Origin of the sequence: Streptomyces cyaneus (assembly GCF_004028635.1) — a bacterium.
In the GTDB taxonomy this organism is placed as follows: Bacteria; Actinomycetota; Actinomycetes; order Streptomycetales; family Streptomycetaceae; genus Streptomyces; species Streptomyces cyaneus.
The window spans coordinates 557,023-583,560 of the sequence record NZ_RQJW01000007.1 but is presented as its reverse complement, the minus strand read 5'-3'; the positions used below and the strand labels follow the sequence as shown (position 1 = coordinate 583,560).

Sequence of the window (26,538 nt, the reverse complement as noted above, 5' to 3'; positions counted from 1 at the left end):
GTCCCCCGTAGCCTCTTAGGCGCCTGCGACTGCCGTGGATCGGACGATCCCGAGTGATCCGAGTGGTCCCGAGTGATCCACGTGCTGTTCCCGGCCAAGTCTGCCCCACGGCACTGACAGGTCAAGCGCGGTGCCCGTTCCGTGACCGTACGCGAAAGAAGCGTCGCGGAAGAGTTACCGGGGGCGTACGGGCGGTACACAGAATTTGCACGAGCGGACGGGATACCGGTTTGATGGCCGGTCCGTCTCCGTCCGGTTGGGGCGACCGTCTCGGACCGACGGCTTGCGCGGAGGCTGTAGCGTGGCCGACGGAGACCGTAACAACACCGCGCGCACCGCGGGCAGAAACGACGGCGAGGACCGATGGCACAGCAGCAGCGCGCTCAGGGCCCGTCCGACCCCGAGGCGGCTGGCGGCGGTATGTCAGACGCGCCGGAGATGTGGGGTAATGGCGGACTTGTCGGGGACGGCCGTTATCGGCTGACCCGCAGACTCGGCCGGGGCGGCATGGCCGAGGTCTTCGCGGCCGAGGACGTGCGCCTCGGACGCACCGTGGCGGTCAAACTGCTGCGCTCCGACCTCGCCGAGGACCCGGTGTCCAAGGCCCGCTTCACGCGCGAGGCCCAGTCGGTGGCCGGCCTCAACCACCACGCGATCGTCGCCGTGTACGACTCCGGCGAGGACTTCGTGGGCGGCCACAGCGTGCCGTACATCGTGATGGAGATCGTCGAGGGGCGCACGATCCGCGACCTGCTCCTCAACGCCGAGGCGCCCGGCCCCGAGCAGGCGCTGATCATCGTCTCCGGCGTCCTGGAGGCGCTCGCCTACTCGCACCAGCACGGCATCGTGCACCGCGACATCAAGCCCGCCAACGTCATCATCACCCACAACGGCGCCGTGAAGGTGATGGACTTCGGCATCGCCCGCGCCCTGCACGGCGCGCAGTCGACGATGACGCAGACCGGCATGGTCATGGGCACCCCGCAGTACCTGTCGCCCGAGCAGGCGCTCGGCAAGGCGGTCGACCACCGCTCCGACCTGTACGCGACGGGCTGCCTGCTCTACGAACTCCTCGCGCTCAGGCCCCCGTTCACCGGTGAGACCCCGCTGTCGGTGGTCTACCAGCACGTCCAGGACATCCCGACGCCCCCGTCCGAGGTCTCCGACGGGGCGCCGCCGGAGCTCGACGGCCTGGTCATGCGCTCGCTGGCCAAGGAGCCGGACGACCGGTTCCAGACGGCCGAGGAGATGCGCGGCCTCGTCCAGTACGGCCTGCAGATGCTGTACGACCAGGGCGGCCACACCGGCACCTGGAACACCGGCCCGGTGGCGATGCACGACGGCCGGCACACCCCGGCCGCGGGCTTCGCGAACACGACCGTCATGGGGCACCCCTCGGACTCCGGATCCGGTACGACGCAGATCCCGCAGCCGATCCTGCCCTCCGGGTACGGCGGCGGTGACGACGGCGGCTTCGAGGGACACGGCAACAAAGGCACCGGCCGCGGCAAGCTGTGGATCCTCGCCGTCCTCGCGGTGATCGCGATCGCGGCGGGCGTCGCGCTGGCCCTGAAGGGCACCGGCAACGGAGACGGTGGCAACGACACCACGCCGAAGCCGACCACGTCGCAGACGACGAAGGACGACCAGGCCAGCGAGACGCCGAGCGACGATCCGACCGAGGAGCCCACCGACACGGCCACGGACGACGGCACCGGCACGGGCACCGACCCGGACTACACGCAGTCGTACGAGCCCTCGTACACGCCCACCGAGGAGCCGACGGAGGAGCCGACCACGGCCGAGCCGACGGAGGAGCCGACCACCGCCGAGCCGACCGAGGAGCCGACGGAGGACCCCACGGAGGAGCCGTCGGATCCGCCGACGCTGCCGACACCGACGGACGGCGTCTGACCGGCCTCGCGGCCCCCTCTCACCGACAAAGCAGCTCCACGCGCGCGTGCGGCCCGGAAACGGGCTGCACGCGCGCGTGCCGTTTACGGGGTGGCCGTTCACAGGTACTGCCGAGTGGCCGGAATGCGCACCCTCGTGTCGGCCGTAGTAGCAGACACGCTTCGTGATCGGCGGGCGAAATATCCGGACTCTTCCGCCTTCGCGTATGTGTGCAGCGTCACGTGGGATGAGTGATCTCGCCCTCGGTTGCTCTTCCCGTGACCTGGGTCACCGATATAACGTGCCGTTGTTCCGGCCCCCTGCAAGGCTGTGACCAGGAGTTGTTCCGGACTTTCGCGATTTACTTGGAAATCCAAGCAAAATCGCAGGTCAGGAGGGGTTTCACAGAAATGTGGAGCACTGGGTAACGTGCCTATTGCAGGGCGCTCGCCGGGGCACCTGTCACGCCTGTTCCCGCACGAGCCGCACCCACCCTGTGCGTCCGTAGGGCTGCAGGTGAGCCGCACTGGCACCCGGCGAACCCGGGAGCCGGACCGACGGAGGAGCACACGTGACCGTGGAGAGCACTGCCGCGCCAAAGCCGCGACGCAGCGCCGGTACCAAGAGCACGGCCGGCAAGCGCACAACCGCAAGGAAATCGCCAGGCACCGACCCCGAACTCGTGCAGTTGCTGACGCCCGAGGGCAAGCGCGTCAAGAACGCCGAGTTCGACAAATACGTCGCCGGCATCACCCCCGATGAGCTCCGCGGCCTCTACCGCGACATGGTGCTCACCCGCCGCTTCGACGCCGAGGCCACTTCCCTGCAGCGCCAGGGCGAGCTGGGCCTGTGGGCGTCGCTGCTCGGCCAGGAGGCCGCCCAGATCGGCTCCGGCCGGGCCACCCGCGAGGACGACTACGTCTTCCCGACCTACCGCGAGCACGGCGTCGCCTGGTGCCGGGGGGTCGACCCGACCAACCTGCTCGGCATGTTCCGTGGCGTGAACAACGGCGGCTGGGACCCGAACAGCAACAACTTCCAGCTCTACACGATCGTCATCGGCTCCCAGACGCTGCACGCCACCGGCTACGCCATGGGCATCGCCAAGGACGGCGCCGACAGCGCGGTGATCGCGTACTTCGGCGACGGCGCCTCCAGCCAGGGCGATGTCGCGGAGTCCTTCACCTTCTCCGCGGTCTACAACGCCCCCGTGGTGTTCTTCTGCCAGAACAACCAGTGGGCGATCTCCGAGCCGACCGAGAAGCAGACCCGGGTGCCGCTCTACCAGCGTGCGCAGGGCTTCGGCTTCCCCGGCGTGCGCGTGGACGGCAACGACGTCCTGGCGTGCCTCGCCGTGACGAAGTGGGCGCTGGAGCGCGCCCGCAGCGGCGAGGGGCCGACACTGGTCGAGGCGTACACGTACCGCATGGGCGCCCACACCACCTCCGACGACCCCACCCGCTACCGCGGGGACGACGAGCGCCTGGCCTGGGAGGCGAAGGACCCGATCCTGCGCCTCCGCGCCTATCTCGAGGCTTCAAACCACGCGGACGAGGGATTTTTCGCGGAACTGGAGCGCGAGAGCGAGGCGTTGGGCAAACGAGTGCGTGAGGCGGTCCGCGCCATGCCGGACCCGGACCACTTCGCCATCTTCGAGAACGCGTACGCGGACGGGCATGCGCTCGTCGACGAGGAACGCGCCCAGTTCGCCGCCTACCAGGCGTCGTTCGCGGACGTAGAGGGGGTCTGATCATGGCAGCCGAAAAGATGGCTCTGGCCAAGGCGATCAACGAGTCGCTGCGCCGCGCCCTGGACTCCGACCCCAAGGTCCTGATCATGGGCGAGGACGTCGGCAAGCTCGGCGGCGTCTTCCGGGTCACGGACGGCCTTCAGAAGGACTTCGGCGAGAGCCGCGTCATCGACACCCCGCTGGCCGAGTCGGGCATCGTGGGCACGGCGATCGGTCTCGCCCTGCGCGGCTACCGCCCCGTGGTGGAGATCCAGTTCGACGGCTTCGTCTTCCCGGCGTACGACCAGATCGTCACGCAGCTGGCGAAGATGCACGCGCGCTCGCTGGGCAAGGTCAAGCTCCCTGTCGTCGTCCGCATCCCCTACGGCGGCGGCATCGGTGCGGTGGAGCACCACTCGGAGTCCCCGGAGGCGCTCTTCGCGCATGTGGCGGGTCTGAAGATCGTCAGCCCCTCCAACTCGTCGGACGCGTACTGGATGATGCAGCAGGCCATCCAGAGCGACGACCCGGTGATCTTCTTCGAGCCGAAGCGGCGCTACTGGGACAAGGGCGAGGTCAACACGGAGGCGATCCCGGGCCCGCTGCACAAGGCGCAGGTCGTCCGCGAGGGCACGGACCTCACCCTGGCCGCGTACGGCCCGATGGTGAAGCTCTGCCAGGAGGTCGCCGACGCGGCGGCCGAGGAGGGCCGGAACCTGGAGGTCCTGGACCTGCGCTCGGTCTCCCCGCTCGACTTCGACTCCATCCAGGCCTCCGTCGAGAAGACCCGCCGCCTGGTCGTGGTCCACGAGGCCCCGGTGTTCTTCGGCTCGGGCGCGGAGATCGCCGCCCGGATCACGGAGCGCTGCTTCTACCACCTGGAGGCCCCGGTGCTGCGCGTGGGCGGTTACCACGCCCCGTATCCGCCGGCGCGTCTGGAGGAGGAGTACCTGCCGAGCCTGGACCGGGTGCTCGACGCCGTCGACCGTGCCCTGGCGTACTGAGGAGAGGGGCATGACGACGATGACTGAAGCGTCCGTGCGCGAGTTCAAGATGCCCGACGTGGGCGAGGGACTCACCGAGGCCGAGATCCTCAAGTGGTACGTCCAGCCGGGCGACACGGTCACCGACGGTCAGGTGGTGTGCGAGGTCGAGACGGCCAAGGCGGCCGTCGAACTGCCGATCCCGTACGACGGGGTGGTCCGCGAGCTGCACTTCCCCGAGGGCACGACGGTGGACGTCGGTATGGCGATCATCGCGGTGGACGTGGCGGGCGGTACGGCCCCTGTCGCCGAGGCGCCGGCCCAGGCTCCGGCTCCCGCCGAGAAGGAGCCGGAGGAGGCCAAGCCGCAGGGCCGCCAGCCGGTGCTGGTCGGCTACGGCGTGGCCGCGTCCTCGACCAAGCGCCGCCCGCGCAAGGGGGCCGACGTCCCGCGCCAGGAGCCCTCGACGGCGGCGCAGGCCCTGCAGTCCGAGCTGAACGGCCACGGCCCCGCGGTGGCGGTGACGCCTCCCCGGCCGCTGGCGAAGCCGCCGGTGCGCAAGCTGGCGAAGGACCTGGGCGTCGACCTGGCCACGGTGACTCCCACCGGCCCCGACGGCATCATCACCCGCGAGGACGTCCACGCGGCGGTGGCCCCGCCGGCCCCGGCTCCCGAGCCGGTGTCCCAGCCCGCCCCGGCCGCCGCCCCGGTGGCCACGTCGGCGCCGGTGGCCACGTACGACGCGGTCCGCGAGACCCGTATCCCGGTGAAGGGCGTCCGCAAGGCGACGGCGGCGGCGATGGTCGGCTCGGCGTTCACGGCGCCGCATGTCACGGAGTTCGTGACGGTGGACGTGACGCGCACGATGAAGCTGGTCGAGGAGCTCAAGGCGGACAAGGAGTTCGCGGGCCTGCGCGTGAACCCCCTCCTGCTGATCTCCAAGGCCCTGCTGGTCGCGATCAAGCGAAACCCTGACGTGAACGCGTCCTGGGACGAGGCGGCCCAGGAGATCGTGCAGAAGCACTACGTCAACCTGGGCATCGCGGCGGCGACCCCGCGCGGCCTGATCGTCCCGAACATCAAGGACGCCCACACCAAGACGCTCCCGCAACTGGCCGGGGCGCTCGGTGAGTTGGTGTCAACGGCGAAGGAAGGCAAGACGTCCCCCGCCGCGATGCAGGGCGGCACCGTCACCATCACCAACGTCGGCGTCTTCGGCGTCGACACCGGCACCCCGATCCTCAACCCCGGTGAGTCCGCGATCCTCGCGGTCGGCGCGATCAAGCTCCAGCCGTGGGTCCACAAGGGCAAGGTGAAGCCGCGTCAGGTCACCACACTGGCGCTCAGCTTCGACCACCGGCTGGTGGACGGGGAGCTGGGCTCCAAGGTGCTGGCCGACGTGGCGGCGATCCTGGAGCAGCCGAAGCGGCTGATCACCTGGGCGTGAGCCACGGAAGGCACTGAAAGGGGGCGGCCACTGTCAAGTGGCCGCCCCCTCTCGTCGCACTCGCGCGTCAGCTGATCTTGGCGTAGCCGTAGTTGATGAGCTTCTTCACGTCCGTCGTGCGGCTGGCCTCATCGGGAGCGGTGAGGACGGCGCCGATCACCGACTCGCCGTTGAGCGTGGCGGCGAACACGAGGCAGTACTTGGCCTCGGTGCCGGAGCCGGTCTTCACGCCGAGCGTGCCGTTCCAGCCGAGCAGGAGGTTGGTGTTCTTCCACGTCGCCATCGTGCGGGTGGAGCCGGAGCTCGTGATCGTCTTCGCCGTGTAGTACTTGGTCTTCACGACGGTCTTGAACGTCGAGTTCTTCATCGCACTCCGGGCCACCTTCGTCAGGTCGCGCGGCGTCGAGTAGTTGGAGCCGTTGCTGATGCCGTCGAACGAATCGAAGTGCGTGTTCGTCATGCCCAGGCTCTTGGCCATGGTGTTCATCTTGCCGATGAACGACTTCACGCGCGCGTTGACCGTCGTGCCGGTGCCGAACTTGTCGGCCAGGGACATCGCGGCGTCGCAGCCCGACTTGAGCATCATCCCGTACAGCAGCTGACGGACGGTGACCTTGTCGCCGACGATCAGGTTCGCCGACGAGGCGCCCTTGGAAACGATGTAGTTGCTGACCTCCTTCTTTATCGTGACCTTGGCGTCCAGGTTCAGGTTCGACTGCGAGAGCACGACCTTGGCGGTCATGATCTTCGTGGTGGAGGCGGTGAGCCTCTTGGTGTCAGCGGCCTTGTTGAACAGGGTCGTGCCGGTGGCGCTGTTCATCAGGAACCCGCCCTTGGCGGTGATGGTGGGCGTCGTCACGGCCTGCGCGGGTGCCGCGGTGAGGGCTCCGGTGACGAGCATCGCGCCGGTCGTCACTGCGACGGCTGCGGCTCTGCGGACACGGAAGCCCTTGATGGCGGTTATCAACTGAAATACCCCGATTACGTCGAATGCCCCAGTATGCGGCCGAGTTGGAGGGAAGACAGGTGGGCCGCACATGTGTGACACGTAAGTAGCACAGAAGGTTGTGTGGCGGGTGTGGCGGGGCCCCGTGTCTGACTCCTGATCAGGTTTCCCGTCCGTATGCTGGACGAACGCCCTCATGCGTACGTGTTGTATCTATGCTGTGGGCATGCCCTCCGCCCCGCCCGCTCCCGTGAAGCAGCAGTCCATGAAGCAGCCCCCCGCCGCCGACCGTGTCTACACCCACGTCAAGCAGGGCGTCCTGGAGCGCCGCTACGAGGGCGGGACCCTCCTCACCGAGGGCGAGCTCGCCGAGGCCGTCGGAGTCTCGCGCACGCCGGTGCGGGAAGCGCTGCTGCGGCTGGAGGTCGAGGGGCTGATCAAGCTCTATCCGAAGAAGGGCGCACTGGTCCTGCCGGTCTCCGCACAGGAGATCAAGGACGTGGTGGAGACGCGGATGCTCGTCGAGGAGCACGCGGCGCGCAAAGCCGTACCCGCGCCGCCCGGGCTCATCGCTCGCCTGGAGGAACTGCTCGCCGAGCAGAAGGCCCAGGCCGCCGCCGGAGATCTCGCCGGGGCCGCCGTCACCGACCGGTGCTTCCACGCGGAGATCGTGCGCAGCGGCGGCAACGAGATCCTGTCGCGGCTGTACGACCAACTCCGCGACCGGCAACTGCGCATGGGCGTCGCCGTCCTGCACTCCCACCCCGACCGGATCGCCAAGACCCTCGTCGAGCACGAGGAGATCCTTCAGGCCCTGCGCTCCGGGGACGCCGAGGCCGCTGTCGGGCTGGTCCACCGGCACATCGGCTGGTTCTCGCATCTGGCGCGGGGGGAAGAGCGATGAGGTCCGTGCTGCCGGGTGATCCTCCGGGCGGCCGCCGCGCCGTCGCCGTCTGGGGCATAGGCGTCTCGGTCTACTTCGTCGCCGTCATCTTCCGTACGTCCCTCGGGGTCGCCGGCCTCGACGCGGCCGACCGCTTCGACGTGAACGCCTCGGCCCTGTCGACGTTCTCGATCCTGCAGCTGCTCGTCTACGCCGGCATGCAGATACCCGTCGGCCTGCTCGTCGACCGGCTCGGCACCAAGAAGGTGCTGACCATCGGCGTGGTGCTGTTCACGGCGGGCCAGCTGGGCTTCGCCTTCTCGCCGTCGTACGGCATGGCCCTCGCCTCGCGCGCGCTGCTGGGCTGCGGCGACGCGATGACGTTCATCAGTGTGCTGCGGCTCGGCGGCCGCTGGTTCCCCGCCCGCCGCGGGCCGCTGATCGCGCAGCTCGCGGGGCTCGCGGGCATGGCGGGCAACCTCGTCTCCACGCTGGTGCTGGCCCGGCTGCTGCACGGCGTGGGCTGGACGGCGGCGTTCGCGGGCAGCGCGGCGGCGGGTGTCGTCGTACTGGTCCTGCTGCTTCTGTTCCTGAAGGACCACCCCGAGGGACACGAGCCGGAGCCGTTGCCGCACCTGGGCGCGGCCTACGTACGCCGTCAGATCGCCGCGTCCTGGCGGGAGCCCGGCACGCGGCTGGGGCTGTGGGTGCACTTCACGACGCAGTTCCCGGCGATGGTGTTCCTGCTGCTGTGGGGGATGCCGTTCCTGGTGGAGGCGCAGGGGCTGTCCCGGGCGTCGGCCGGTGAACTGCTCACCCTGGTCGTCCTGTCGAACATGGTCGTGGGCCTGGTCTACGGCCAGATCGTCGCCCGGCACCACGAGGCGCGGCTGCCCCTGGCGCTCGGGACCGTCGGCGCGACGGCGGTGCTGTGGGCGACGACGCTGGCCTGGCCCGGTGAGACGGCGCCGATGTGGCTGCTGATCGTGCTGTGCGCGGTGCTCGGGGCGTGCGGGCCGGCCTCGATGCTCGGCTTCGACTTCGCGCGGCCGGCGAATCCGCCGGAGCGGCAGGGGACCGCGTCCGGCATCACCAACATGGGCGGTTTCGTCGCCTCGATGACGACGCTGTTCGCGATCGGCGTGCTGCTGGATGCCACGGGGGACGACTACGCCATCGCCTTCTCGGCGGTGTTCGTCCTCCAGGCGCTGGGGGTCAGCCAGATCCTGCGGCTGCGCAAGCGGGCGGCGCGCAGGGAGCGGGAACGGCTGGTCGCCAGCAGGGTGGAGACCGTGCACGTTCCCGCTTGAGCCGGTGAGCCCCTGAGCCGGTGAGCCCCTGTCAGCGCGTCAGACGGCCGGTACGAGCGTGAGGTAGGCGAGTCCCAGTACCCCGCGGTAGCTCATCCACTGGGCGCGATGGCGGTCGAGGTCTTCGCGGGTCTCGGCCGCGAGCGGGTGACCGGGGTTTTGGGCCAGCCATGTCTCCTTGTCCGCCTGGTACGCCGACTCGAACTCCTCCCACTCGTCGAGGTTCGCCGTCTCGGTCCACTCGGGGCGGAAACCGGCGGCGACCACGAGGTCGAGCAGGGTCGCGAGGTCGTAGTGGTCCGTCACCGCGGCCTCCGGCCACATCCCGGAGAGCTCGGCGGAGGTCGGGGTGCGCTGCCAGAAGCCCTCCCCGAGCAGGACCCGGCCGCCGTCGGTGACCAGGCGGCGTAGTTCGAGCAAGGCCTCGGTGGTGTGATCGGGCGTCCTGGCCGTACTCAGCGCCTGGCTCGCTCCGACGCACAGGACCAGGTCGGCGGGGCCGCGTGCGGTGCCGATGGCGGACTCCTCGATGAACTCGACCCTTTGCGCCAGGCCTCTGGCCTCGGCGTTGCGGCGGCCTCGGGCGAGGTCCTCGGCCTTGACGTCTATGCCGACGCCCGTCGCGTCGGGGGCTTCCGCCAGGACGCGCAGCATCAACTCGCCCCAGCCGCAGCCGATGTCGAGGACGGTGGTGGGGTTCGTCCGGGTGAGCCGCTGGACGAGGTTGTTCGCGCGCGTCTCCGACAGCGGGCCGTGGAAGGCCAGTCGGGTCAGGCGTGGCGGATGGCCGTTTGCGGTATCGGTGTCTGTCACGGCGGGACGTTAGCTGCGGGTGGGGAGTGGGCGACAGTGATTTTCGCTCCCGCCGCCCCTACTCGTCCCGTCCTTGAAGGGGCTCCGCCCCTTCGACCCCCGCAAGGGGGCTCCGCTCCCTGGACCCCTACCGCGTCACCGTGAAGTTCCGCAGGATCGCGGCCGTCAGGCCCGGATCGCCCTCCGCCTTCACCCGGTCCGCCGCCGCCTCGGGCGTGACACGGCCGCAGGCGAGGCGGACGTAGGTCTCCCAGTCGAGGGTGAGGGTGGCGGCGGGGCCCAGGGCGGGGGCCGTTTCGAGGGTGCCGCGGCCCTGGATGTCGACGCGGATCGTACGGAGGAACTCGATCGGGCCGTGGACGTCGAAGACGATCGCCGAGCTGCGGGGAGCCTCGGCCCGGGTGGCGACGATGTCGGGCAGCTTGGCGAGCAGCACGTCGCGGGCCACGTGCGCGCCGGGGGAGTCGAGGTTGCCGGGGCGGCCGAGGGCGGTGCGCAGGTCCTGCTCGTGCACCCATACGTCGAAGGCGTGGCCCCGCATGGACTCTTCGAGGGTGAGCTCCGCCCCGAGCGGGCCGCGCACCTTCGTGCCGGGGTCACGGGACTCGTTGCGCAGCTGGCGGTTGCGGCGGATGACCGTGTACTCCAGCTCGGACGTCATCTCCGGCGCCGTGTGGTGGCGGCGGACGTCGACCTGCATCTCCATGTAGCGCTGGTGGTCGTTCGTGACGTGGAAGAGGTCGCGCGGGAGCGTGTGGATGGGGCGCGGGTCGCCGAGCATCTCGCAGTCCAGGCCGATGACATGGGACACCACGTCGCGCACCGACCACCCGGGGCAGGGCGTACGCCGGTTCCACTCTCCCTCCACCAGCGGCGTCACCAGCTCGGATATCGCTTCGATGGAGTGGGTCCAGGCGTCGGCGTAGGGCTGGAGGGTGGGATGCAGACTCACGGAACGGGACCCCTCGGCGGTTGGAACGTCGGTACGCGGGCAGGTGCTGGCGGCGGTGCCAGTGGGCGGCGGCTGCTGTCGGCGGGTGTCTTGAAACGCTAAGTTACGCTGCTGTGAGGCACCCCGGCAGTGCTTTCGTGTGACGATCGTAGGCCTGTATGGAACGCTCGAACGCCAGGACGGTGGTAGTGTGCGCGCCTCTTTGCTCCAGATCGATGTCAATGAGGGCGAATCGGTCGAATCGCGTCGGGTGAGGGTTGCCTCGCTGGTACGGGAGCAGGCCGGGGCGGATCTGGTGGTCCTGCCCGAGCTGTGGACGACCGGAGCCTTCGCCTACGAGGAGTTCGGCAGTGAGGCCGAGCCGCTCGAAGGGCCGACGTACGAGGCGATGGCCAAGGCCGCGAGCGACGCGGGCGTGTGGCTGCACGCGGGCTCGATCCCGGAGCGAGACCCTGACGGGCCGCTCTACAACACCTCTCTCGTCTTCTCCCCCTCCGGTGATCTGGTCGCCGCGTACCGAAAGATCCATCGGTTCGGCTTCGACAAGGGCGAGGCCGTGCTGATGGGCGCGGGTGAGGAACTGGTGACGGTTCGTCTGCCCGAGACGACTCTTGGCGTGGCCACCTGCTACGACCTCCGTTTCCCCGAACTCTTCCGCGGCCTCGTCGACGCCGGCGCCGAGACCCTGGTCATTCCGGCGGGCTGGCCGGAGCGCCGCCGGGCGCACTGGACGCTGCTGGCTCAGGCGCGGGCGGTGGAGAACCAGGCGTTCGTGCTCGCCTGTGGAACGGCCGGGACGCATGCGGGAGTTCCACAGGCCGGTCACTCGATCGTGGTGGATCCGTGGGGCGAGGTGCTGGCGCAGGCCGGTGCGGGGGAGCAGGTCCTCACGGTGGAGTTCGACCCGGGGAAGGTCGCGGTGACGCGGGACCAGTTCCCGGCGCTGAAGGACCGGCTGCTGGGCTTGGCGGCGCCGCGTCGCTGACGGCTCGCCCCCTGAGCCTCAGTCGTCTCGGCCCCAGTCGTCTGGGTCGCGGTCGTCTCGGTCTCAGTCGTCGTCCCGCCGCTCCTTCTCCGCCAGGTGGATCACGCACACCGCCACCGCGATCAGCAGCGCCGGATCCGCGTCGTCCCGTACGACGTCCACGCCGTACGTCTCCCGCACATGCAGCCATCGGCGGGAGACGACGGCCAGCAGTTCGCCGTCGTACTCGATGGCGAACTCCCGGTCGTGGATCTTGCCGCTGACGTCGAGTTCGGTGCTGCCGTCCGCCAGGGACACCCGGTAGTGGTTGCGCAGCAGGGACAGCCGCTTGCGACGGATCGTCGCGAGCGGTCCGCCGTCCCGTTCGATCACCATGGTGTCGCGCAGGGCGAGCATCTTCTGGTGGATGTCGATGAGGACGCGCCCCTGGGTGTCCTTCAGCTCGAAGGTGTCCCGCAGCCGCATCGCCTTGCCGTCGACGAGGTACACCTTGTTGCCCCGGTCGTCCTCGATCCAGTAGTCGTCACCGAAGCCGAGGAGCCGGTCGCGTACGAGGAATCTCATGAGACGAGGGGTTCCCCGCCGCCCGGTCCGAAACGCCGCCTGTAGGCCGACGGGCTGAGCCCCGTCTCGCGCCGCACGCGCGCGCGTAGGTTCGCCGCCGTGCCGAGCCCGCTCCTCGCCGCGACCACGTCCAGCCGCTCCTCCCCCCGCTCGATCAGCCGGCAGGCGAGCGCCACCCGCTCCCCCGTCAGCCAGGCCAGCGGCGTCGTCCCCAGCTGCGCCCGGAAGCGGCGGTGCAGGGTGGCCGGCGACACCGCCGCCCGCGCCGCCAGGTCGGCCACCGTCAGCGGCTCGCCCAGCCGTTCCTGCGCCCATGCCAGCAGGGGCCCCAGCGACTCGTCCGGCACGTCCGGCACCGGCCGCTCCACGAACTGGCGCTGGCCGCCGTCGCGGTGGGCGGCGAAGACCAGCCGGCGGGAGACGTGGTTGGCGATCTCGGCTCCGTGGTCGCGTCGTACGACATGCAGGCCCAGGTCGAGCGCCGACGCGCTGCCGGAGGCGGTGAGGATGTCCCCGTCGTCGACGAACAGCACGTCCGGCTCCAGCCGGACCTTCGGGAACCGCACCCGGAACGACTCCGCCCACATCCAGTGGCAGGCCGCGCGCCGCCCGTCCAGGAGCCCGGCCTCCGCCATGGTGAACGCGCCCGAGCAGAAGCCGACGAGCCGGGCGCCACGCGTGTGTGCCCGTCGTACGGCGTCCAGCACGCGCGGCGAGCGCGGGGTGTCCGTGTCGGGCCGGTTCGGCACGATCAGCGTGTCCGCCTCGTCCGCCGCCTCCAGCCCCGCGACTCCGGTGAGCGTGAAGAAGCCGTCCCGCATCCGGGTGCGGGGCCCGGCGGCGCAAAGGGTGAAGTCGTAGAGCTCCCGGCCCAGCTCGGGTCGGCGCAGCCCGAAGACCTCGATGGCACAGCTCATCTCGAAGGGGTTCGAGTTCTCGTCCACGATCAGCACGACTTGGTGCGAGGATCCTTGCGGCATATGCGATTTCTAGCAGTTCCAGGGCGGCCCGGACAGCCCGCACGATGACGGACATGACAGAACCCATATCCCTGGACCGGGCCCTCGCCTCCTTCACCGAGCAGTGGAGCCCTCGCATCGTCACCACCGTCAACGACTACGACGTTCGCGTGGCCAAGGTCGACGGCGACCACGTCTGGCACGTCCACGACCACACCGACGAGTTCTTCCTGGTCCTCGACGGCGAACTGCACATCTCCCTGCGGGAACCGGCGGGCGAGCGCACGGTCGTGCTCCCCAGGGGCTCCGTCTTCACGGTCCCCCGCGGCACCGAACACAAGCCGTACGCCCCCGCCCCCGCCGCCATCCTCGTCCTCGAACCCACCGGCACCCTGACCGTCGGCGACCGCCACGACGAGGTGCCGGACCATGTGGACGCGACCACCGGACACGCACTGACCTGACTGTCAGTGCCCGGTGGCACCCTTGGGGCATGAACGACTCCGCACCCCGTCGCGTCCGCGTCCGCGCCCCCGAGCTGATCGGCAAGGGCGGCTGGCTGAACACGGGCGGCCGCCCGTACGGCCTCGCCGACCTGCGGGGACGCATCGTGATCCTGGACTTCTGGACGTTCTGCTGCATCAACTGCCTGCACGTCCTGGACGAGCTCAGGGAGCTGGAGGAGAAGCACCGGGACACCGTGGTGGTCATCGGGGTGCACTCGCCGAAGTTCGTGCACGAGGCCGAGCACCGGGCGGTCGTCGACGCCGTGGAGCGGTACGGCGTCGAGCATCCCGTCCTCGACGACCCCGAGCTCGCCACCTGGAAGCAGTACGCGGTGCGGGCCTGGCCGACCCTCGTGGTGATCGACCCGGAGGGCTACGTCGTCGCGCAGCACGCCGGTGAGGGCCATGTGCACGCCATCGAGCGCCTGGTGACGGAGCTGGAGGCCGAGCACGAGACGAAGGGCACCCTGCGCCGCGGTGACGGGCCGTATGTGGCGCCGGAGCCGGAGCCGACGGTGCTGCGTTTCCCGGGCAAGGCGCTGCGTCTGCCCTCCGGGAACTTCCTGGTCAGCGACACGACCCGGCATCAGTTGGTGGAGTTGGCCGAGGACGGGGAGACGGTCGTACGGCGGATCGGCCAGGGCAGCCGTGGTGCCACGGACGGCTACGCGGACCGAGCGCGGTTCCAGGAGCCGCAGGGGCTGGACCTCCTGCCGGACGGGAGCGTGGCGATCGCCGACACGGTGAACCACCTGATCCGGCGCTTCGACCCCGAGACGGGCCGGACCACGACCCTTGCGGGCACAGGCGGCCAGTGGATGCAGGGAGAGGCCACCTCGGGCCCTGGAAGGGACGTCAAACTCTCCTCACCTTGGGACGTGGCCTGGTGGAACAACCGGCTCTGGATCGCCATGGCCGGCGTCCACCAGCTGTGGGCGTACGACCCGGCCGGGGACACCGTCTCCGTCACCGCCGGCACCACCAACGAGGGCCTTGTCGACGGCCCCTCCACCGAGGCCTGGTTCGCCCAGCCGTCGGGCCTCGCCGTCTCCCTCGACGGGGACCGGCTGTGGCTGGCCGACTCCGAGACGAGCGCCCTGCGCTGGGTGGACCGGGACGGCACCGTCCACACCGCCGTAGGCACCGGCCTCTTCGACTTCGGTCACCGCGACGGCGCCGCCGAACAGGCCCTGTTGCAGCATCCGTTGGGCGTCACGGCGCTCCCCGACGGTTCGGTCGCCGTCAGCGACACCTACAACCACGCCCTGCGCCGCTACGACCCCGCGAGCGGCGAGGTCACCACCCTGGCCACGGACCTGCGGGAGCCGTCGGACGCGGTGCTCGTCGGGGACGACATCGTGGTCGTGGAGTCGGCCCGGCACCGGCTGACCCGGCTGCGCCTGCCGGAGGAGGCCGTACGCGTCGACGCGGTCGCCCACCGCACTCAGCGCGCCGCCACCGAAGTCGCCCCGGGCAAGCTCCAGTTGGACGTGATCTTCGAGGCGCCCGCGGGCCAGAAGCTGGACACACGGTACGGCCCCTCGACGCGCCTGCTGGTCTCGTCGACGCCGCCCGAGTTGCTGCTCTCCGGTGCGGGCGCGGACACCGATCTCGCCCGCACCCTGGAACTCAACCCGGCTGTCTCCGAGGGCGTTCTGCACGTCTCGGCGATGGCGGCGTCCTGCGACGACACTGCATCCAATAGCGGCTCCGCCGCGGGCGCCAACGAGTACCCCGCGTGCCATGTCCATCAGCAGGACTGGGGCGTGCCGGTCCGCCTCGCGGAGACCGGCACGCCCCGCCTGCCGCTGGTGCTTGCGGGGATGGACGCTCAGACGCCGTAACCGTCGCTGTAGCCGTCCCGCCTGTGGTGGTGGTGTCCGGTCTCGTCGACGACCGGTGTCGAAGGCGGCACCACCACGCGGCGACGCCTTGCGATGCTGCTGAACGTCGTGGTTCCGATCAGTCCGACGATCATCAGGATGATCCCGACGAGGTCGAGATTGACACCCTGCATGTCCCAGTCGGTCGCGAACGTGAGGATGGCTCCCACGGCGATGAGGATGATGCACCCGCCGAGGCCCATGAGTTGTCGCCTCCCTGTCCGGTGGTTCCGGTCGGAGGCGAGTACCCCGGTCACGCGCGACTACCCCTCCAGGAACGCCACCAACGAGTTCGCCAGCAGATGCGGGTCGTCCGCGCCGCACAACTCCCGCGAGCTGTGCATCGACAGGATCGCCACGCCGATGTCGACCGTCTTGATGCCGTGCCGGGCCGCGGTGATCGGGCCGATCGTGGTGCCGCAGGGCATGGAGTTGTTGGAGACGAAGGACTGGAAGGGGACGTCGGCCCTCTCGCAGGCGGCGGCCCACACCGCGCGGCCCGAACCGTCGGTCGCGTAGCGGTTGTTGACGTTGACCTTCAGGATCGGCCCGCCGTTGACGCGCGGGTGGTGCGTCGGGTCGTGCCGCTCCGCGTAGTTGGGGTGGACCGCGTGGCCCGTGTCGGAGGACAGACAGACGGTGCCCGCGAAGGCACGTGCCTTGTCCTCGTACGACCCTCCGCGTGCGAAGACCGAACGCTCCAGGACGCCGCCCAGCAGCGGCCCGTCGGCGCCGGTGTCGCTCTGCGAGCCGTTCTCCTCGTGGTCGAAGGCGGCCAGCACCGGGATGTACGGCAGTCCGCCGCCGGAAGCCGCGACCGCGGTCAGCGCCGCCGCGCCCGCGTGCACGGACAGCAGGTTGTCCATGCGCGGGCCCGCGACCAGCTCCTTGTCCCGGCCGAGGTAGGCCGGGGGCTCCACGGAGTGGACCATCAGGTCCCAGCCGGTGACCTCGCCGGCCGCCAGACCTGCCGTCTCCTCCAGGAAGGCGATCAGGTCGCCGTCGCGCACGTCATTGCCGAGGCCCCAGATGGGCTGCAGATGCCGCTGCTTGTCGAGCTTGAGCCCCTCCGCCGACACCGAACGGTCCAGGTGGATGGCGAGCTGGGGGACGCGCAGCAGCGGGCGGTCCACGTTCACCAGCCGCGTCGTGCCGTCCCGCAGGGTCAGCCGGCCCGCCAGGCCCAGGTCGCGGTCGAGCCAGGAGTTGAGCAGCGGTCCGCCGTAGATCTCCACGGCCACCTGCCGCCAGCCGTGCGCCCCGGTGTCCGGCAGCGGCTTCACACGGAGGTTGGGGGAGTCCGTGTGCGCGCCGACGATCCGGAACGGCGTGTGGGGCGCCGCGCCCTCCGGGACGTACCAGGCCACGATCGCGCCACCGCGCAGCACGTACTTTCCGCCGCTCGTCCCGTCCCAGGCGTCCGTCTCCGCGACCTGCCGGAAGCCGGCCTTTTCCAGCCGTTCCGCGGTGTTCGCCACGGCGTGGTACGGCGACGGGCTCGCCGCGAGGAAGGACATGAGGTCGTCGGTGTGGCCGCGGTCGAAGCGGGGGGGTTCGCTCATGGGGTTCACCTTAACGACGTACGAGGGCCCGCTCCCGGTGATGGGGAGCGGGCCCTCGTGAGGGCGATGTGGATTGTCCGTGAGTGAGTGGAACGAGTGGCCGGAACGAGCGGTTGGAACGCCGCCTCGTCCGGTTAGAACGCCGCCTCGTCCAGCTCCATCAGGTCCAGGTCGATGTTCTCGGCGAGCTTGCGCGCACCGGTGACGCCCGGCAGGACGTTGGCCGCGAAGAACTTCGCCGCCGCGATCTTGCCCGTGTAGAACGCCTTGTCCTTCGCGGAGGCCGTCTGAAGCTTCTCGGCGGCGACCGCGGCACCCTTGAGGAGCAGGTAGCCGACGACGACGTCACCGGAGGCCATCAGCAGGCGGGTGGTGTTCAGACCCACCTTGTAGATGTTCTTGACGTCCGACTCGGTGGCCGCGAGGTCGGTCAGCATCAGACCGACGATCGCCTCCAGCTCGACGGCCGCCTTCGCGAGGTGCTCGCGGGCGCCGGCCAGCTCCTCGCCGCCCTCACCGAGTGCCAGGAACTTCTTGATGTCCTCGGCGAGCGAGTTCAGCGCGGCGCCCTGGTTGCGGACGATCTTCCGGAAGAAGAAGTCCTGGCCCTGGATCGCGGTCGTGCCCTCGTACAGGGTGTCGATCTTGGCGTCGCGGATGTACTGCTCGATCGGGTACTCCTGCAGGAAGCCGGAGCCGCCGAAGGTCTGCAGCGACTGGGCGAGCTGTTCGTAGCCCTTCTCGGAGCCGTAGCCCTTGACGATCGGCAGGAGCAGGTCGTTGAGCGCGTGCTCGGCCTTGGCGTCCTCGCCGGCCGTCTCCTTGACCTGGATCGCGTCCTGGATCGAGGCCGTGTAGAGGACCAGCGCGCGCATGCCCTCCGCGTACGCCTTCTGCGTCATCAGCGAGCGGCGCACGTCAGGGTGGTGGGTGATGGTGACCTTGGGCGCGGTCTTGTCCATGAAGTTCGCGAGGTCCGGACCCTGGACGCGCTCCTTGGCGTACTCCAGCGCGTTCAGGTAGCCCGTCGACAGCGTGGAGATCGCCTTCGTGCCGACCATCATGCGGGCGAACTCGATGATGCGGAACATCTGGCGGATGCCGTCGTGCTTGTCGCCGATCAGCCAGCCCTTGGCGGGGTGCTGGTCGCCGAAGGTCATCTCGCAGGTGTTGGAGGCCTTCAGGCCCATCTTGTGCTCGACGTTCGTGGCGTAGACGCCGTTGCGCTCGCCCAGCTCGCCGGTCTCGAAGTCGAAGAGGTACTTCGGGACGAGGAAGAGCGACAGGCCCTTGGTGCCGGGGCCGTGGCCCTCGGGGCGGGCGAGCACGTAGTGAAGGATGTTCTCCTCCATGTCGTGCTCACCGGAGGTGATGAAGCGCTTCACGCCCTCGATGTGCCAGGAGCCGTCCTCCTGCTGGACCGCCTTGGTGCGACCGGCGCCGACGTCCGAGCCGGCGTCCGGCTCGGTCAGCACCATGGTGGAGCCCCAGGTCCGCTCGACGGCGATCTGGGCGATCTTCTTCTGGACGTCGTTGCCCTCGTCGTAGAGGATCCCGGCGAACGCCGGGCCGGAGGAGTACATCCACACGGCCGGGTTCGAGCCGAGGATCAGCTCCGCGTACGACCAGATCAGGGACGGCGGAGCCGTGGTGCCGCCGATCCCCTCGGGCAGGCCGAGGCGCCAGTACTCGGAGTCCATGAAGGCCTTGTAGCTCTTCTTGAAGGACGCCGGGACCGGCGCGGTGTTCGTCTCGGGGTCGAAGACCGGCGGGTTGCGGTCGGCGTCCGCGAAGGACTCCGCCAGCTCGTTCTCCGCGAGGCGGGTCAGCTCCTCGAGGATGCTCTTCGCGGTCTCGGTGTCCATCTCCTCGAACGGGCCGGTGCCGTACAGCTTGTCGCGCCCGAGTACTTCGAAGAGGTTGAACTCGATGTCGCGGAGATTCGACTTGTAGTGCCCCATGGCGACGGCTCCGTTAGAGAGATCGGCGAGGCACTGGGTGTGCATCCTCGCGCTAGTTCACGTACCAACAAGTAGCTACGATGATGCTACCCGCCAGTAATAAGACGCAACCCCGATCCGCAATCTGTGACAGGTCACACCGGAACCGTCAGCGTCGCCGTGTATCCCTCCGCCGCGCTCCCCTTCATGGCGGCCATCTGCTGGTCGTAGCCGTCGCTGAAAATGCCGTCCGTCTCCAGGGACAGCTCGCTCAGGTTCGTCACGCTCCGGCTGTAGCCGTCCGTGGCGTACACCGTGTCGCAGACGTCCTTCGGGAAGGCGAGCTGTGAGGTGTTGGTGATGGAGGTCGCCGCCGTGGCGTCGGCCAGGCTGCCGTAGACCTCGAAGTGGATGTGCGGCCAGCGGCCCGTGTAGCAGCCCGGGAAGATGCTCTTGAAGGTGACCCGGCCCTTGTCGTCGGTCTCCTGGACGCCGCGCAGATAGTTCTCGTCCGTGACGCCCTCGGAGTACAGGGAGTAGTCGCCCTCACGGTCGCAGTGCCAGAGGTAGACGGCGGCGCCCTTCTTCGGCGTCCCGCAGCCGGAGGCGGCGTCCACGACCGTGAGGGTGACGGTCAGGGGGACGCCCTCGGCGGTGCCGCCCGCGGAGTCACCGAAGCTGGAGGTGATGTCGCTGCGCACGACACCGCTCTCCTTCAGGACGTTCACGCCGTTCGAACCGTCGCCGGGGAAGGGGCCGGCGGTCTCGTCGGGGATGGTGGCGCACTCGGCGGACGAGGAGGCAGAGGAGGGCGCCGAGGACGACGTCGAGGTCTCCTCCTCGGAGGTGCAGCCCACCAGCGGAATCAGGCTCGCGCCCGCCATGAGCCGGATCATCCGGCGGCGGGCGAGGACGGGAAGGTCGTACGAGAGCCCTCGGTCGTGCTCGTGGACCTCGTCGTCGTGATGTCGGCTCATGGTCAGACGCTAATGAAGGGCAGCTGTCGGAAACCAGGCCAGTCGCTGTCGAGTCGCTGTCGGTTTGCCAGGGCCCCGTTCCGGCCTCCCGTTCCCCTCCTCCCGTACTGGTCCCCCGTACCGGCCCGCCGTCCCCGCGCTCTCGGTACGCTTGCGCCCATGTACGGCTACGACCAGAACGTCGGTGCACAGCAGGGGTACGCCCCGCCGCAGCAGCCCATGGCCGGCGGCGTCGGCGGGTACGGCCAGCAGCCACCGCTCTACCCCGAGCCGTCCCCGCCCTCGCTCGCGGACGCGGTGCGGGCCTTCACCACCGGGCAGATGTCCGCCGAGGACTTCCAGCAGGTCTTCGCCACGTCGAAGGTCTACTGCCCGCGCGGCGACAACCCCGGCTTCCTCGCCCTGCACAACACCCAGCAGCCGGTGATCCCGATGTTCACCTCGCTCAAGGAGCTGCGGCGGTACGCGGGCAAGGAGTCCAAGTACTTCGTCATCACCGGCGCCGAGGTGATCGACCTGCTGCCGACCGGCTACGGCTTCGTCCTGGACATGGAGGGCGAGCACCGGATGGTGTTCGACGCGAAGGCCGTGGAGCAGATGGTCGAGTTCGCGATGCGGCGGATGTATGGGTAGCGCCTAGCGGGGTGCCGGGACGGGTTGTGTGGCGGCTGCGGGTTCGTCGTGGCTGGTCGCGCGGTTCCCCGCGCCCCTGGGGCGTTCAGGATCCCGTTGCTTTGAGGCGCAGGGTCAGCCCATCGAGCACGATCTCCAAAGCCGCTGCGAACTTCGCGTCCCGCATGGCGGCCGGGTCCGTGGTGGCGGCCTCCTCCGTCTCGGCGTAGCCCTTCGCCAGGTGTTCGTGCTCCGCCACCGCCTGCTGGGCCGCGGGCAGCAGCCGTGCGATGAAGTCGGCCTCGGACTCCCCGGAGCGGGCGACCGTGCTGAGCCAGGCGGCCTCGGTGGTGCTCATGCCGATCACGTACGACAACACGGCGTCGATCGCGCCCGTGGGATCCGGGAATCCCGCGGCCGTGAACAGGGCCGCCAGGCGCTCCGAGTACGACATCAGGTTGGGGCCCAGATAGGCGAGGCCCGCCTGGCCGAGGACCGAACCCAGCCACGGGTGCCGTAGGGCCGTCGTACGGAAGGAGTGCGCGGCCTCGCTGACGGCCGCGCGCCAGTCGGGGCTGTCCGCCGGCGGTACGTGGATCTCGGCGGCGACCTCGTCGACGGCCAGCTCCATCAGCTCGTCCTTGGTGGCGACGTGCCGGTAGAGGGAGGCCGCGCCCGCGTTCAGGCGAGTGGCGAGCTTGCGCATGCTCAGCGCCTCGACGCCCTCCGCGTCCAGCATGACGATCGCCTCGCGCACGATCGTGGCGCGGTTGAGCGTGGGCTGGTCCTGCTCGCGCTGGGGGCGGGCCCAGACGGAGGGGATGGGGCTCGGCTTCGTCGTCTTGGCGGCCATCGAGGCTCCTTCGGGGGCTTCTGCGGGCGGGGCCGGGCTGCGCTGCGTAAGGCTGCCGCGGGTGCGTACATCGTTCGCATTCAGCGTACAGGAATCGATGGTTGCGAACACCGTTCCGTTGTGCGTACAGTGTTCGCAACGAAGGAACGGTGTTCACGAAGCCGGAGGGGAACTGTCATGGACGTCAAGGGAACTCGCGATCCACGCCGCTGGTGGATCCTGATCGTGCTCTGCCTGAGCACGCTGGTGCTGGTCGTCGACAGCATGGCGCTGACCGTCGCGGTGCCCGTGATGACCGAGGACATCGGGGCGAGCGCCCAGGACACCCAGTGGATCCTGGACTCCTACATCCTGGTCTTCGCCGGCCTCCTGCTCACCTCCGGCAGCCTGGGCGACCGGTTCGGGCGCCGGAAGGTGATGCTGATCGGGCTCCTGCTCTTCGGGGCGGCCTCGCTGGCCGCGACCTGGTGCACCAGCCCTGGCGAGGTGATCGCCGTGCGCGTCGCGATGGGTGTCGGCGGGGCGCTGATCATGCCCTCGACCCTGTCGATCCTGATCACCGTCTTCGACGAGGACGAGCGCGGCAAGGCGATGGCGGCCTGGAGCTCGGTGTCGATGCTCGGCCTGGTGGGCAGCCCGGTGCTGGGTGGTGTCCTGATCGACCACTTCTCCTGGCAGTCGATCTTCTTCATCAACGTCCCCATCGTGGCGCTCGCGATCGTCGCCGGTCTCACGCTGATGCCGGAGTCCAGGGCGCCCTGGCAGAAGGCCGACCCGCTGGGCGCGGTGCTCTCGGCGGTCGGGATGACGGCCCTGGTCTGGTGGATCATCGAGCTCCCGCAGCACGGTGCGCTGGGTGGCCGCTCCACGATCACCCTGGTGGTCGCGCTCGCCTCGCTGGCCGGGTTCGTGGTCTGGGAGAACGTCACCAAGTCCCCCATGGTCCCGCTGGTCCTGTTCAAGCACCGCAACTTCAGCGGCGGTTCGCTCTCCCTGGCCCTCGTCCAGATCGGCAACGGCGGTCTGCTGCTGGTCCTCACGCAGTACCTGCAGTTCGTGCTCGGCTACTCGCCGATCAAGGCCGGCCTCGCCTTCCTGCCGCTGGCGGTCACCGCCCTGCTCGGCAACGGCGTGGGCGTCAAGCTCGCCGCGAAGTACGGCAACCGGTGGGTGATCCTCGCGGGCATGCTGGTGATGGTGGCCTGCTTCACCCTGCTCGCCACGGTCTCGGCGGACTCCGGCTTCACGGTCCCGGCGGTGGCGCTCGGTCTCCTCGGCCTCGGCGCGGGTCTGGCGATGCCGGCCGCGGTCGGCGCGCTGATGGGCACCATCCCCGAGGACAAGGCGGGCGTCGGCTCGGCCCTGAACGACACCATCCAGCAGGCCGGCACCGCGCTGGGCATCGCGATCCTGGGCTCGCTGCTGTCGAGCGGCTTCGCGGACCGGATGCCCGAGGGGACGCCGGACGAGGCGAAGCACTCGATCGCCGGTGCGGTGGCCGGCGGCGACGCCGGTCTGGTCGCGGCGGCCCGCGAGGCCTTCACCGCCTCGATGTCCACCACCTTCACGGTCAGCGCGATCGGTGTCCTGGCGGCGGCGCTGCTGGCGACGCTGGTGATGCGGGACGACCGGCGCAAGCCGCAGGAGGCGGCCCGTACCGCCGAGGAGCAGCGCGAACTGGTCGTCTGACCCCCCTGTCCCGGCTCCACCTGAAACACTGAGCCGTTCCTGCAAGAACCGGGTCCTTGTGACGAAGGCCGGCGCCCTCCTCGGGTGTCGGCCTTCGGCCTGTACCCGGCGGGAATGGCTGCCGCGCTTTTCCCGTTAGGGGTGGCAGGAAGTTCAATGCTCAACTAAACTGGCCGCACAAGGAGGTACCGACATGCCTGCAGTGACCGTCGAGAACCCGCTGACGCTGCCGCGCGTCGCCGCGCCCGCGGAGGCAGTGGCCCGTCCCGTGCTCGCCGTCACGACCGCGCCGAGCGGTTTCGAGGGCGAGGGCTTCCCGGTGCGCCGTGCGTTCGCCGGGATCAACTACCGCCACCTGGACCCGTTCATCATGATGGACCAGATGGGCGAGGTGGACTACGCGCCGGGCGAGCCCAAGGGCACCCCCTGGCACCCGCACCGCGGCTTCGAGACCGTCACGTACATCATCGACGGGATCTTCGACCACCAGGACAGCAACGGCGGCGGTGGCACCATCACCAACGGCGACACGCAGTGGATGACCGCGGGCAGCGGTCTCCTCCACATCGAGGCTCCGCCGGAGTCCCTCGTCATGTCCGGCGGTCTCTTCCACGGCCTGCAGCTGTGGGTGAACCTCCCGGCCAAGGACAAGATGATGGCGCCGCGCTACCAGGACATCCGTGGCGGCAACGTCCAGCTGCTCACCACCCCCGACGGCGGCGCCCTGCTGCGCGTCATCGCCGGCGAACTGGACGGCCACCAGGGTCCCGGTATCACCCACACCCCGATCACGATGATCCACGCGACCCTCGCCCCGGGTGCGGAGATCACCCTGCCGTGGCGCGAGGACTTCAACGGCCTCGCGTACGTGCTCGCGGGCCGCGGCTCGGTGGGTGCGGAGCGCCGTCCCGTCCAGCTGGGTCAGACGGCGGTCTTCGGCAGCGGCGGCTCCCTGACCGTGCGCGCGGACGAGAAGCAGGACTCCCACACGCCGGACCTGGAGGTCGTCCTCCTGGGCGGACAGCCGATCCGCGAGCCGATGGCCCACTACGGCCCCTTCGTGATGAACACGCGGGAAGAACTCCAGCAGGCCTTCGAGGACTTCCAGAAGGGCAGGCTGGGGACGATCCCAGCCGTGCACGGGATGTCGGAGAGCGGCCCCGACCAGCTCTAGAGCGGCAACCGGTCATCTGTCTGCCCCTCCTGTCTCCTGCGGGACAGGAGGGGCAGAATGGGAAAAGAGTCCTCTTTCGGGACCCTCACGTGACTCCATCGCGTGGGAGGGCGACATGACTACGACCCCGACGAGACCGGCGCCACCGAGGGCGCACACCCCGGGCGTGAGGCCGCGAGGAATCTTCTGGCCGGGTGTCGCCGGGATCGCCTCCGGCGCCCTGATGCTCGTCGCCCTGGTGGTGACATACGGCAACAGCCCGGACTACGAGGGCAGGAACGGCCTGCGCGAGACGGTCGAGTTCTACCGGGACGCAGGCAACCGCGACCTGACCGAGGCCATGGCCCTGGTGATGCTGGCCGCGGGGCTGCTCTTCCTGTTCTTCCTGGCCGCCCTGGCCCGCGTCACCGCGAGCCGGTCGTCCCTGGTGCTCGTGGGCGGCATCCTGTTCGTCGCACTGACGATGATCGCGACGATCGCCGGTGCCATCTACGCCATCACGGCCAGCCACACGGAGGCGTTCGTGGTGACCCCGGGTACCGGAACGGTGGCCCTCCTGCTCCTGGACGTGTCCTACGCCGGGACCGTCGCGGCCATGGTCGGCGCGGCGGTGCTGCTGTTCGCCGTGTGGCGGGCATCCCGCACGACCGGTGCCGTACCGCAGTGGCTGGCCTGGTTCGGGTTCGTCATCGCGGTGCTGTGCCTGGCGGGGCCGTTCAGCGCGTGGCTGACGGTGCTGCTCATGGCGTTGTGGACGGTGCTCGCGGGAGTGGTGCTGGTGCTGCGGCCGCCGACGGAGGCGTAGTTCTGCGGCGATCAGTGTGTGTCGTTGGGTACGGTACGACGAGGCCCGAAGCCGCAACTTCGATTTGCGGCTTCGGGCCTGTCTCATGGCGCCTTCGCTACGGCGTTACGGCAGCACGTACACAGGCGCCCCGTCCGGAGCGCACCCGGCCTGGCGCATGCAGCCCCGCTTGAGCAGCATCCGCAGGCAGTCGTGGACGCGTTCGTGTGGCAGCCCGGTGCGGTTGGCGATCTCCGCCATGCGGTAGTGGGCACCACCGTTCAACAGGGCCGGGGCCAGGTAGGCGGCCACCGCGTGGACGTCCTCGGTGACGACGAGGTTCTTCGCCTTCCAGGTGGCGAGGAGTTCCTGCGGCGTCAACTTCGGGGCCGGGGCGGGGTGGTCGTCGTGACGGCGCCTCAGAGACTCGGCGATGTCCTTCAGGCTGCCGCTGATCTGCCGCAGCAGGTCATTGCGCTCCCCGGCGAAGGCCGCCAGCATCTCGTCCGCCTCAAGGTTGCGTTGTTCGAGCCGGACGATGGCGTCGGCGACCTGTTGGGGCATGACGTAGGCGGGGGCGCCGGTGGCAGGGGTTTGTGCCGGGGATGGTTCCAGACTGTACGAGCCATCGCGCTGGATGGTCTCGATGACCTCGGCGACCCAGTTCTTGAAGGGCGCGCACTCGGGCTTGGTGCAGCCGTTGACAAGCTGGATGAGCCCCCTGAGATTGACCATCTTCATCGACCTCTGGAGCTTGTGAGCTGCAAGTTTGCGCGAGGCGTCGGCTGTATCGACGCCTTGTGCAATCTCGCTGAGGCTCTTTTGCAAACTGCGGTCAACGTGCAGGCGCAGTGCGTCGCGGGTGTTTGAGTACCCCAGCCTGCCCGCCACGTCCGCCGCTGGAAACCAGTGCTCCCCATCCGGCGTCGTCAGCCTCCGCATCCGCGTTCCCGTGGCTGCGAACACGAAGTCGTTGATGTCGATCGCGTCCCGCTGATTCTTACTCTGCTCGTTCATCGAGCATCACCTCCGCCCCGGAAGCTAGGCACGCAGAGGGGTAACTCACGTCCATAGAAAGGATGTTCACCCGTTAG

Annotated in this window: 24 protein-coding genes; 13 read left to right on the top strand and 11 right to left on the bottom strand. The window is 69.5% G+C overall.

The window, feature by feature from the left end; translation table 11 throughout:
* The first annotated feature begins 363 nt into the window (after positions 1-363).
* From EHO50_RS28110 to EHO50_RS28095, 4 genes are all read left to right on the top strand, one after another.
* A complete protein-coding gene (locus tag EHO50_RS28110; RefSeq protein ID WP_128433979.1) occupies positions 364-1,914 on the top strand; it encodes a protein kinase domain-containing protein in 1,551 nt (516 codons plus the stop codon).
* A gap of 550 nt (positions 1,915-2,464) precedes the next feature.
* Positions 2,465-3,643: a pyruvate dehydrogenase (acetyl-transferring) E1 component subunit alpha gene (gene pdhA / locus EHO50_RS28105; protein WP_128433978.1), complete on the top strand. Its 1,179-nt coding sequence runs from the start codon at positions 2,465-2,467 to the stop codon at positions 3,641-3,643.
* 2 nt (positions 3,644-3,645) lie between these two features.
* Entirely contained in the window at positions 3,646-4,626 is a 981-nt protein-coding gene (locus tag EHO50_RS28100; RefSeq protein ID WP_128433977.1) for an alpha-ketoacid dehydrogenase subunit beta, read from the top strand.
* A gap of 10 nt (positions 4,627-4,636) precedes the next feature.
* Positions 4,637-6,052 carry a dihydrolipoamide acetyltransferase family protein gene (locus EHO50_RS28095; protein WP_128433976.1) on the top strand — a complete coding sequence of 472 codons (1,416 nt, stop codon included), beginning with the start codon at positions 4,637-4,639 and terminating at the stop codon, positions 6,050-6,052.
* Positions 6,053-6,119: 67 nt separating this feature from the next.
* On the opposite strand, the gene EHO50_RS28090 is transcribed toward EHO50_RS28095, so the two are convergent.
* The gene (locus tag EHO50_RS28090; protein WP_128433975.1) at positions 6,120-7,019 is read right to left on the bottom strand and encodes a D-alanyl-D-alanine carboxypeptidase family protein; all 900 of its coding nucleotides are present in this window, start codon (positions 7,017-7,019) and stop codon (positions 6,120-6,122) included.
* A gap of 205 nt (positions 7,020-7,224) precedes the next feature.
* Between EHO50_RS28090 and EHO50_RS28085 the strand changes: the two genes are divergently transcribed.
* Together EHO50_RS28085 and EHO50_RS28080 are read left to right on the top strand one after the other, a co-directional pair.
* Positions 7,225-7,902 (top strand): GntR family transcriptional regulator, encoded by a 678-nt coding sequence (locus EHO50_RS28085; protein WP_128433974.1) that lies wholly within the window; start codon positions 7,225-7,227, stop codon positions 7,900-7,902.
* The gene (locus EHO50_RS28080) at positions 7,899-9,191 is read left to right on the top strand and encodes an MFS transporter (RefSeq protein ID WP_128433973.1); all 1,293 of its coding nucleotides are present in this window, start codon (positions 7,899-7,901) and stop codon (positions 9,189-9,191) included. The genes EHO50_RS28085 and EHO50_RS28080 overlap by 4 nt, the downstream gene beginning before the upstream one ends.
* A 39-nt stretch (positions 9,192-9,230) precedes the next feature.
* Here EHO50_RS28080 and EHO50_RS28075 read toward each other — a convergent pair whose 3' ends face one another.
* Positions 9,231-10,004, bottom strand: coding sequence for an SAM-dependent methyltransferase (locus EHO50_RS28075; RefSeq protein ID WP_128433972.1), 774 nt, complete (start codon positions 10,002-10,004; stop codon positions 9,231-9,233).
* A 127-nt stretch (positions 10,005-10,131) separates the two neighbouring features.
* Positions 10,132-10,956, bottom strand: coding sequence for a maleylpyruvate isomerase family mycothiol-dependent enzyme (locus tag EHO50_RS28070; RefSeq protein WP_128433971.1), 825 nt, complete (start codon positions 10,954-10,956; stop codon positions 10,132-10,134).
* 190 nt (positions 10,957-11,146) lie between these two features.
* Between EHO50_RS28070 and EHO50_RS28065 the strand changes: the two genes are divergently transcribed.
* Positions 11,147-11,941, top strand: a complete 795-nt coding sequence (locus tag EHO50_RS28065; protein ID WP_128433970.1) for a carbon-nitrogen family hydrolase — start codon at positions 11,147-11,149, stop codon at positions 11,939-11,941.
* 63 nt (positions 11,942-12,004) lie between these two features.
* Here EHO50_RS28065 and EHO50_RS28060 read toward each other — a convergent pair whose 3' ends face one another.
* On the bottom strand, positions 12,005-12,505 hold the full coding sequence (locus EHO50_RS28060; protein WP_128433969.1) for an LURP-one-related/scramblase family protein: 501 nt from the start codon (positions 12,503-12,505) through the stop codon (positions 12,005-12,007).
* Positions 12,502-13,485, bottom strand: coding sequence for a GlxA family transcriptional regulator (locus EHO50_RS28055; protein WP_128433968.1), 984 nt, complete (start codon positions 13,483-13,485; stop codon positions 12,502-12,504). Before EHO50_RS28055 ends, EHO50_RS28060 begins: the two co-directional genes overlap by 4 nt.
* A 53-nt stretch (positions 13,486-13,538) precedes the next feature.
* Between EHO50_RS28055 and EHO50_RS28050 the strand changes: the two genes are divergently transcribed.
* Complete coding sequence (locus EHO50_RS28050) at positions 13,539-13,928, top strand: cupin domain-containing protein (RefSeq protein ID WP_128433967.1); 390 nt, start codon at positions 13,539-13,541, stop codon at positions 13,926-13,928.
* 29 nt (positions 13,929-13,957) lie between these two features.
* Entirely contained in the window at positions 13,958-15,814 is a 1,857-nt protein-coding gene (locus EHO50_RS28045) for an NHL domain-containing thioredoxin family protein (RefSeq protein WP_128433966.1), read from the top strand.
* Here EHO50_RS28045 and EHO50_RS28040 read toward each other — a convergent pair.
* The 4 genes from EHO50_RS28040 to EHO50_RS28025 all read right to left on the bottom strand — a co-directional run bounded on the left by EHO50_RS28040 (position 15,802) and on the right by EHO50_RS28025 (position 20,332).
* Positions 15,802-16,056, bottom strand: a complete 255-nt coding sequence (locus tag EHO50_RS28040; RefSeq protein ID WP_128433965.1) for a DUF6458 family protein — start codon at positions 16,054-16,056, stop codon at positions 15,802-15,804. The genes EHO50_RS28045 and EHO50_RS28040 overlap by 13 nt on opposite strands.
* A 60-nt stretch (positions 16,057-16,116) precedes the next feature.
* Positions 16,117-17,415: a M18 family aminopeptidase gene (locus EHO50_RS28035; RefSeq protein ID WP_128433964.1), complete on the bottom strand. Its 1,299-nt coding sequence runs from the start codon at positions 17,413-17,415 to the stop codon at positions 16,117-16,119.
* Between the two features lie 134 nt (positions 17,416-17,549).
* Positions 17,550-19,376: an acyl-CoA dehydrogenase gene (locus tag EHO50_RS28030; protein WP_128433963.1), complete on the bottom strand. Its 1,827-nt coding sequence runs from the start codon at positions 19,374-19,376 to the stop codon at positions 17,550-17,552.
* Between the two features lie 134 nt (positions 19,377-19,510).
* Entirely contained in the window at positions 19,511-20,332 is an 822-nt protein-coding gene (locus EHO50_RS28025; RefSeq protein ID WP_128433962.1) for an intradiol ring-cleavage dioxygenase, read from the bottom strand.
* 159 nt (positions 20,333-20,491) lie between these two features.
* Between EHO50_RS28025 and EHO50_RS28020 the strand changes: the two genes are divergently transcribed.
* Positions 20,492-20,965 carry an SseB family protein gene (locus EHO50_RS28020; RefSeq protein WP_031483212.1) on the top strand — a complete coding sequence of 158 codons (474 nt, stop codon included), beginning with the start codon at positions 20,492-20,494 and terminating at the stop codon, positions 20,963-20,965.
* Positions 20,966-21,050: 85 nt separating this feature from the next.
* On the opposite strand, the gene EHO50_RS28015 is transcribed toward EHO50_RS28020, so the two are convergent.
* Positions 21,051-21,797, bottom strand: coding sequence for a TetR/AcrR family transcriptional regulator C-terminal domain-containing protein (locus tag EHO50_RS28015; protein ID WP_128433961.1), 747 nt, complete (start codon positions 21,795-21,797; stop codon positions 21,051-21,053).
* 177 nt (positions 21,798-21,974) lie between these two features.
* Here EHO50_RS28015 and EHO50_RS28010 point away from each other — a divergent pair, with 177 nt between their 5' ends.
* The 3 genes from EHO50_RS28010 to EHO50_RS28000 all read left to right on the top strand — a co-directional run bounded on the left by EHO50_RS28010 (position 21,975) and on the right by EHO50_RS28000 (position 25,465).
* Positions 21,975-23,486 carry an MFS transporter gene (locus EHO50_RS28010; RefSeq protein WP_128433960.1) on the top strand — a complete coding sequence of 504 codons (1,512 nt, stop codon included), beginning with the start codon at positions 21,975-21,977 and terminating at the stop codon, positions 23,484-23,486.
* 193 nt (positions 23,487-23,679) lie between these two features.
* A complete protein-coding gene (locus tag EHO50_RS28005) occupies positions 23,680-24,660 on the top strand; it encodes a pirin family protein (protein ID WP_128433959.1) in 981 nt (326 codons plus the stop codon).
* Between the two features lie 166 nt (positions 24,661-24,826).
* Entirely contained in the window at positions 24,827-25,465 is a 639-nt protein-coding gene (locus EHO50_RS28000) for a hypothetical protein (RefSeq protein WP_128433958.1), read from the top strand.
* Positions 25,466-25,570: 105 nt separating this feature from the next.
* Here the strand turns inward: EHO50_RS28000 and EHO50_RS27995 are convergent, their stop codons facing one another.
* On the bottom strand, positions 25,571-26,461 hold the full coding sequence (locus EHO50_RS27995) for a BRO-N domain-containing protein (RefSeq protein WP_128433957.1): 891 nt from the start codon (positions 26,459-26,461) through the stop codon (positions 25,571-25,573).
* Positions 26,462-26,538: the final 77 nt, after the last annotated feature.

Coding starts and splice junctions, on each gene's coding strand:
- EHO50_RS28110 (WP_128433979.1), top strand. CDS start 364: ATGGCACAGCAGCAGCGCGCTCAGGGCCCGTCCGACCCCGAGGCGGCT.
- EHO50_RS28100 (WP_128433977.1), top strand. CDS start 3,646: ATGGCAGCCGAAAAGATGGCTCTGGCCAAGGCGATCAACGAGTCGCTG.
- EHO50_RS28095 (WP_128433976.1), top strand. CDS start 4,637: ATGACGACGATGACTGAAGCGTCCGTGCGCGAGTTCAAGATGCCCGAC.
- EHO50_RS28085 (WP_128433974.1), top strand. CDS start 7,225: ATGCCCTCCGCCCCGCCCGCTCCCGTGAAGCAGCAGTCCATGAAGCAG.
- EHO50_RS28080 (WP_128433973.1), top strand. CDS start 7,899: ATGAGGTCCGTGCTGCCGGGTGATCCTCCGGGCGGCCGCCGCGCCGTC.
- EHO50_RS28060 (WP_128433969.1), bottom strand. CDS start 12,505: ATGAGATTCCTCGTACGCGACCGGCTCCTCGGCTTCGGTGACGACTAC.
- EHO50_RS28055 (WP_128433968.1), bottom strand. CDS start 13,485: ATGCCGCAAGGATCCTCGCACCAAGTCGTGCTGATCGTGGACGAGAAC.
- EHO50_RS28050 (WP_128433967.1), top strand. CDS start 13,539: ATGACAGAACCCATATCCCTGGACCGGGCCCTCGCCTCCTTCACCGAG.
- EHO50_RS28045 (WP_128433966.1), top strand. CDS start 13,958: ATGAACGACTCCGCACCCCGTCGCGTCCGCGTCCGCGCCCCCGAGCTG.
- EHO50_RS28040 (WP_128433965.1), bottom strand. CDS start 16,056: ATGGGCCTCGGCGGGTGCATCATCCTCATCGCCGTGGGAGCCATCCTC.
- EHO50_RS28035 (WP_128433964.1), bottom strand. CDS start 17,415: ATGAGCGAACCCCCCCGCTTCGACCGCGGCCACACCGACGACCTCATG.
- EHO50_RS28030 (WP_128433963.1), bottom strand. CDS start 19,376: ATGGGGCACTACAAGTCGAATCTCCGCGACATCGAGTTCAACCTCTTC.
- EHO50_RS28025 (WP_128433962.1), bottom strand. CDS start 20,332: ATGAGCCGACATCACGACGACGAGGTCCACGAGCACGACCGAGGGCTC.
- EHO50_RS28020 (WP_031483212.1), top strand. CDS start 20,492: ATGTACGGCTACGACCAGAACGTCGGTGCACAGCAGGGGTACGCCCCG.
- EHO50_RS28015 (WP_128433961.1), bottom strand. CDS start 21,797: ATGGCCGCCAAGACGACGAAGCCGAGCCCCATCCCCTCCGTCTGGGCC.
- EHO50_RS28010 (WP_128433960.1), top strand. CDS start 21,975: ATGGACGTCAAGGGAACTCGCGATCCACGCCGCTGGTGGATCCTGATC.
- EHO50_RS28005 (WP_128433959.1), top strand. CDS start 23,680: ATGCCTGCAGTGACCGTCGAGAACCCGCTGACGCTGCCGCGCGTCGCC.
- EHO50_RS27995 (WP_128433957.1), bottom strand. CDS start 26,461: ATGAACGAGCAGAGTAAGAATCAGCGGGACGCGATCGACATCAACGAC.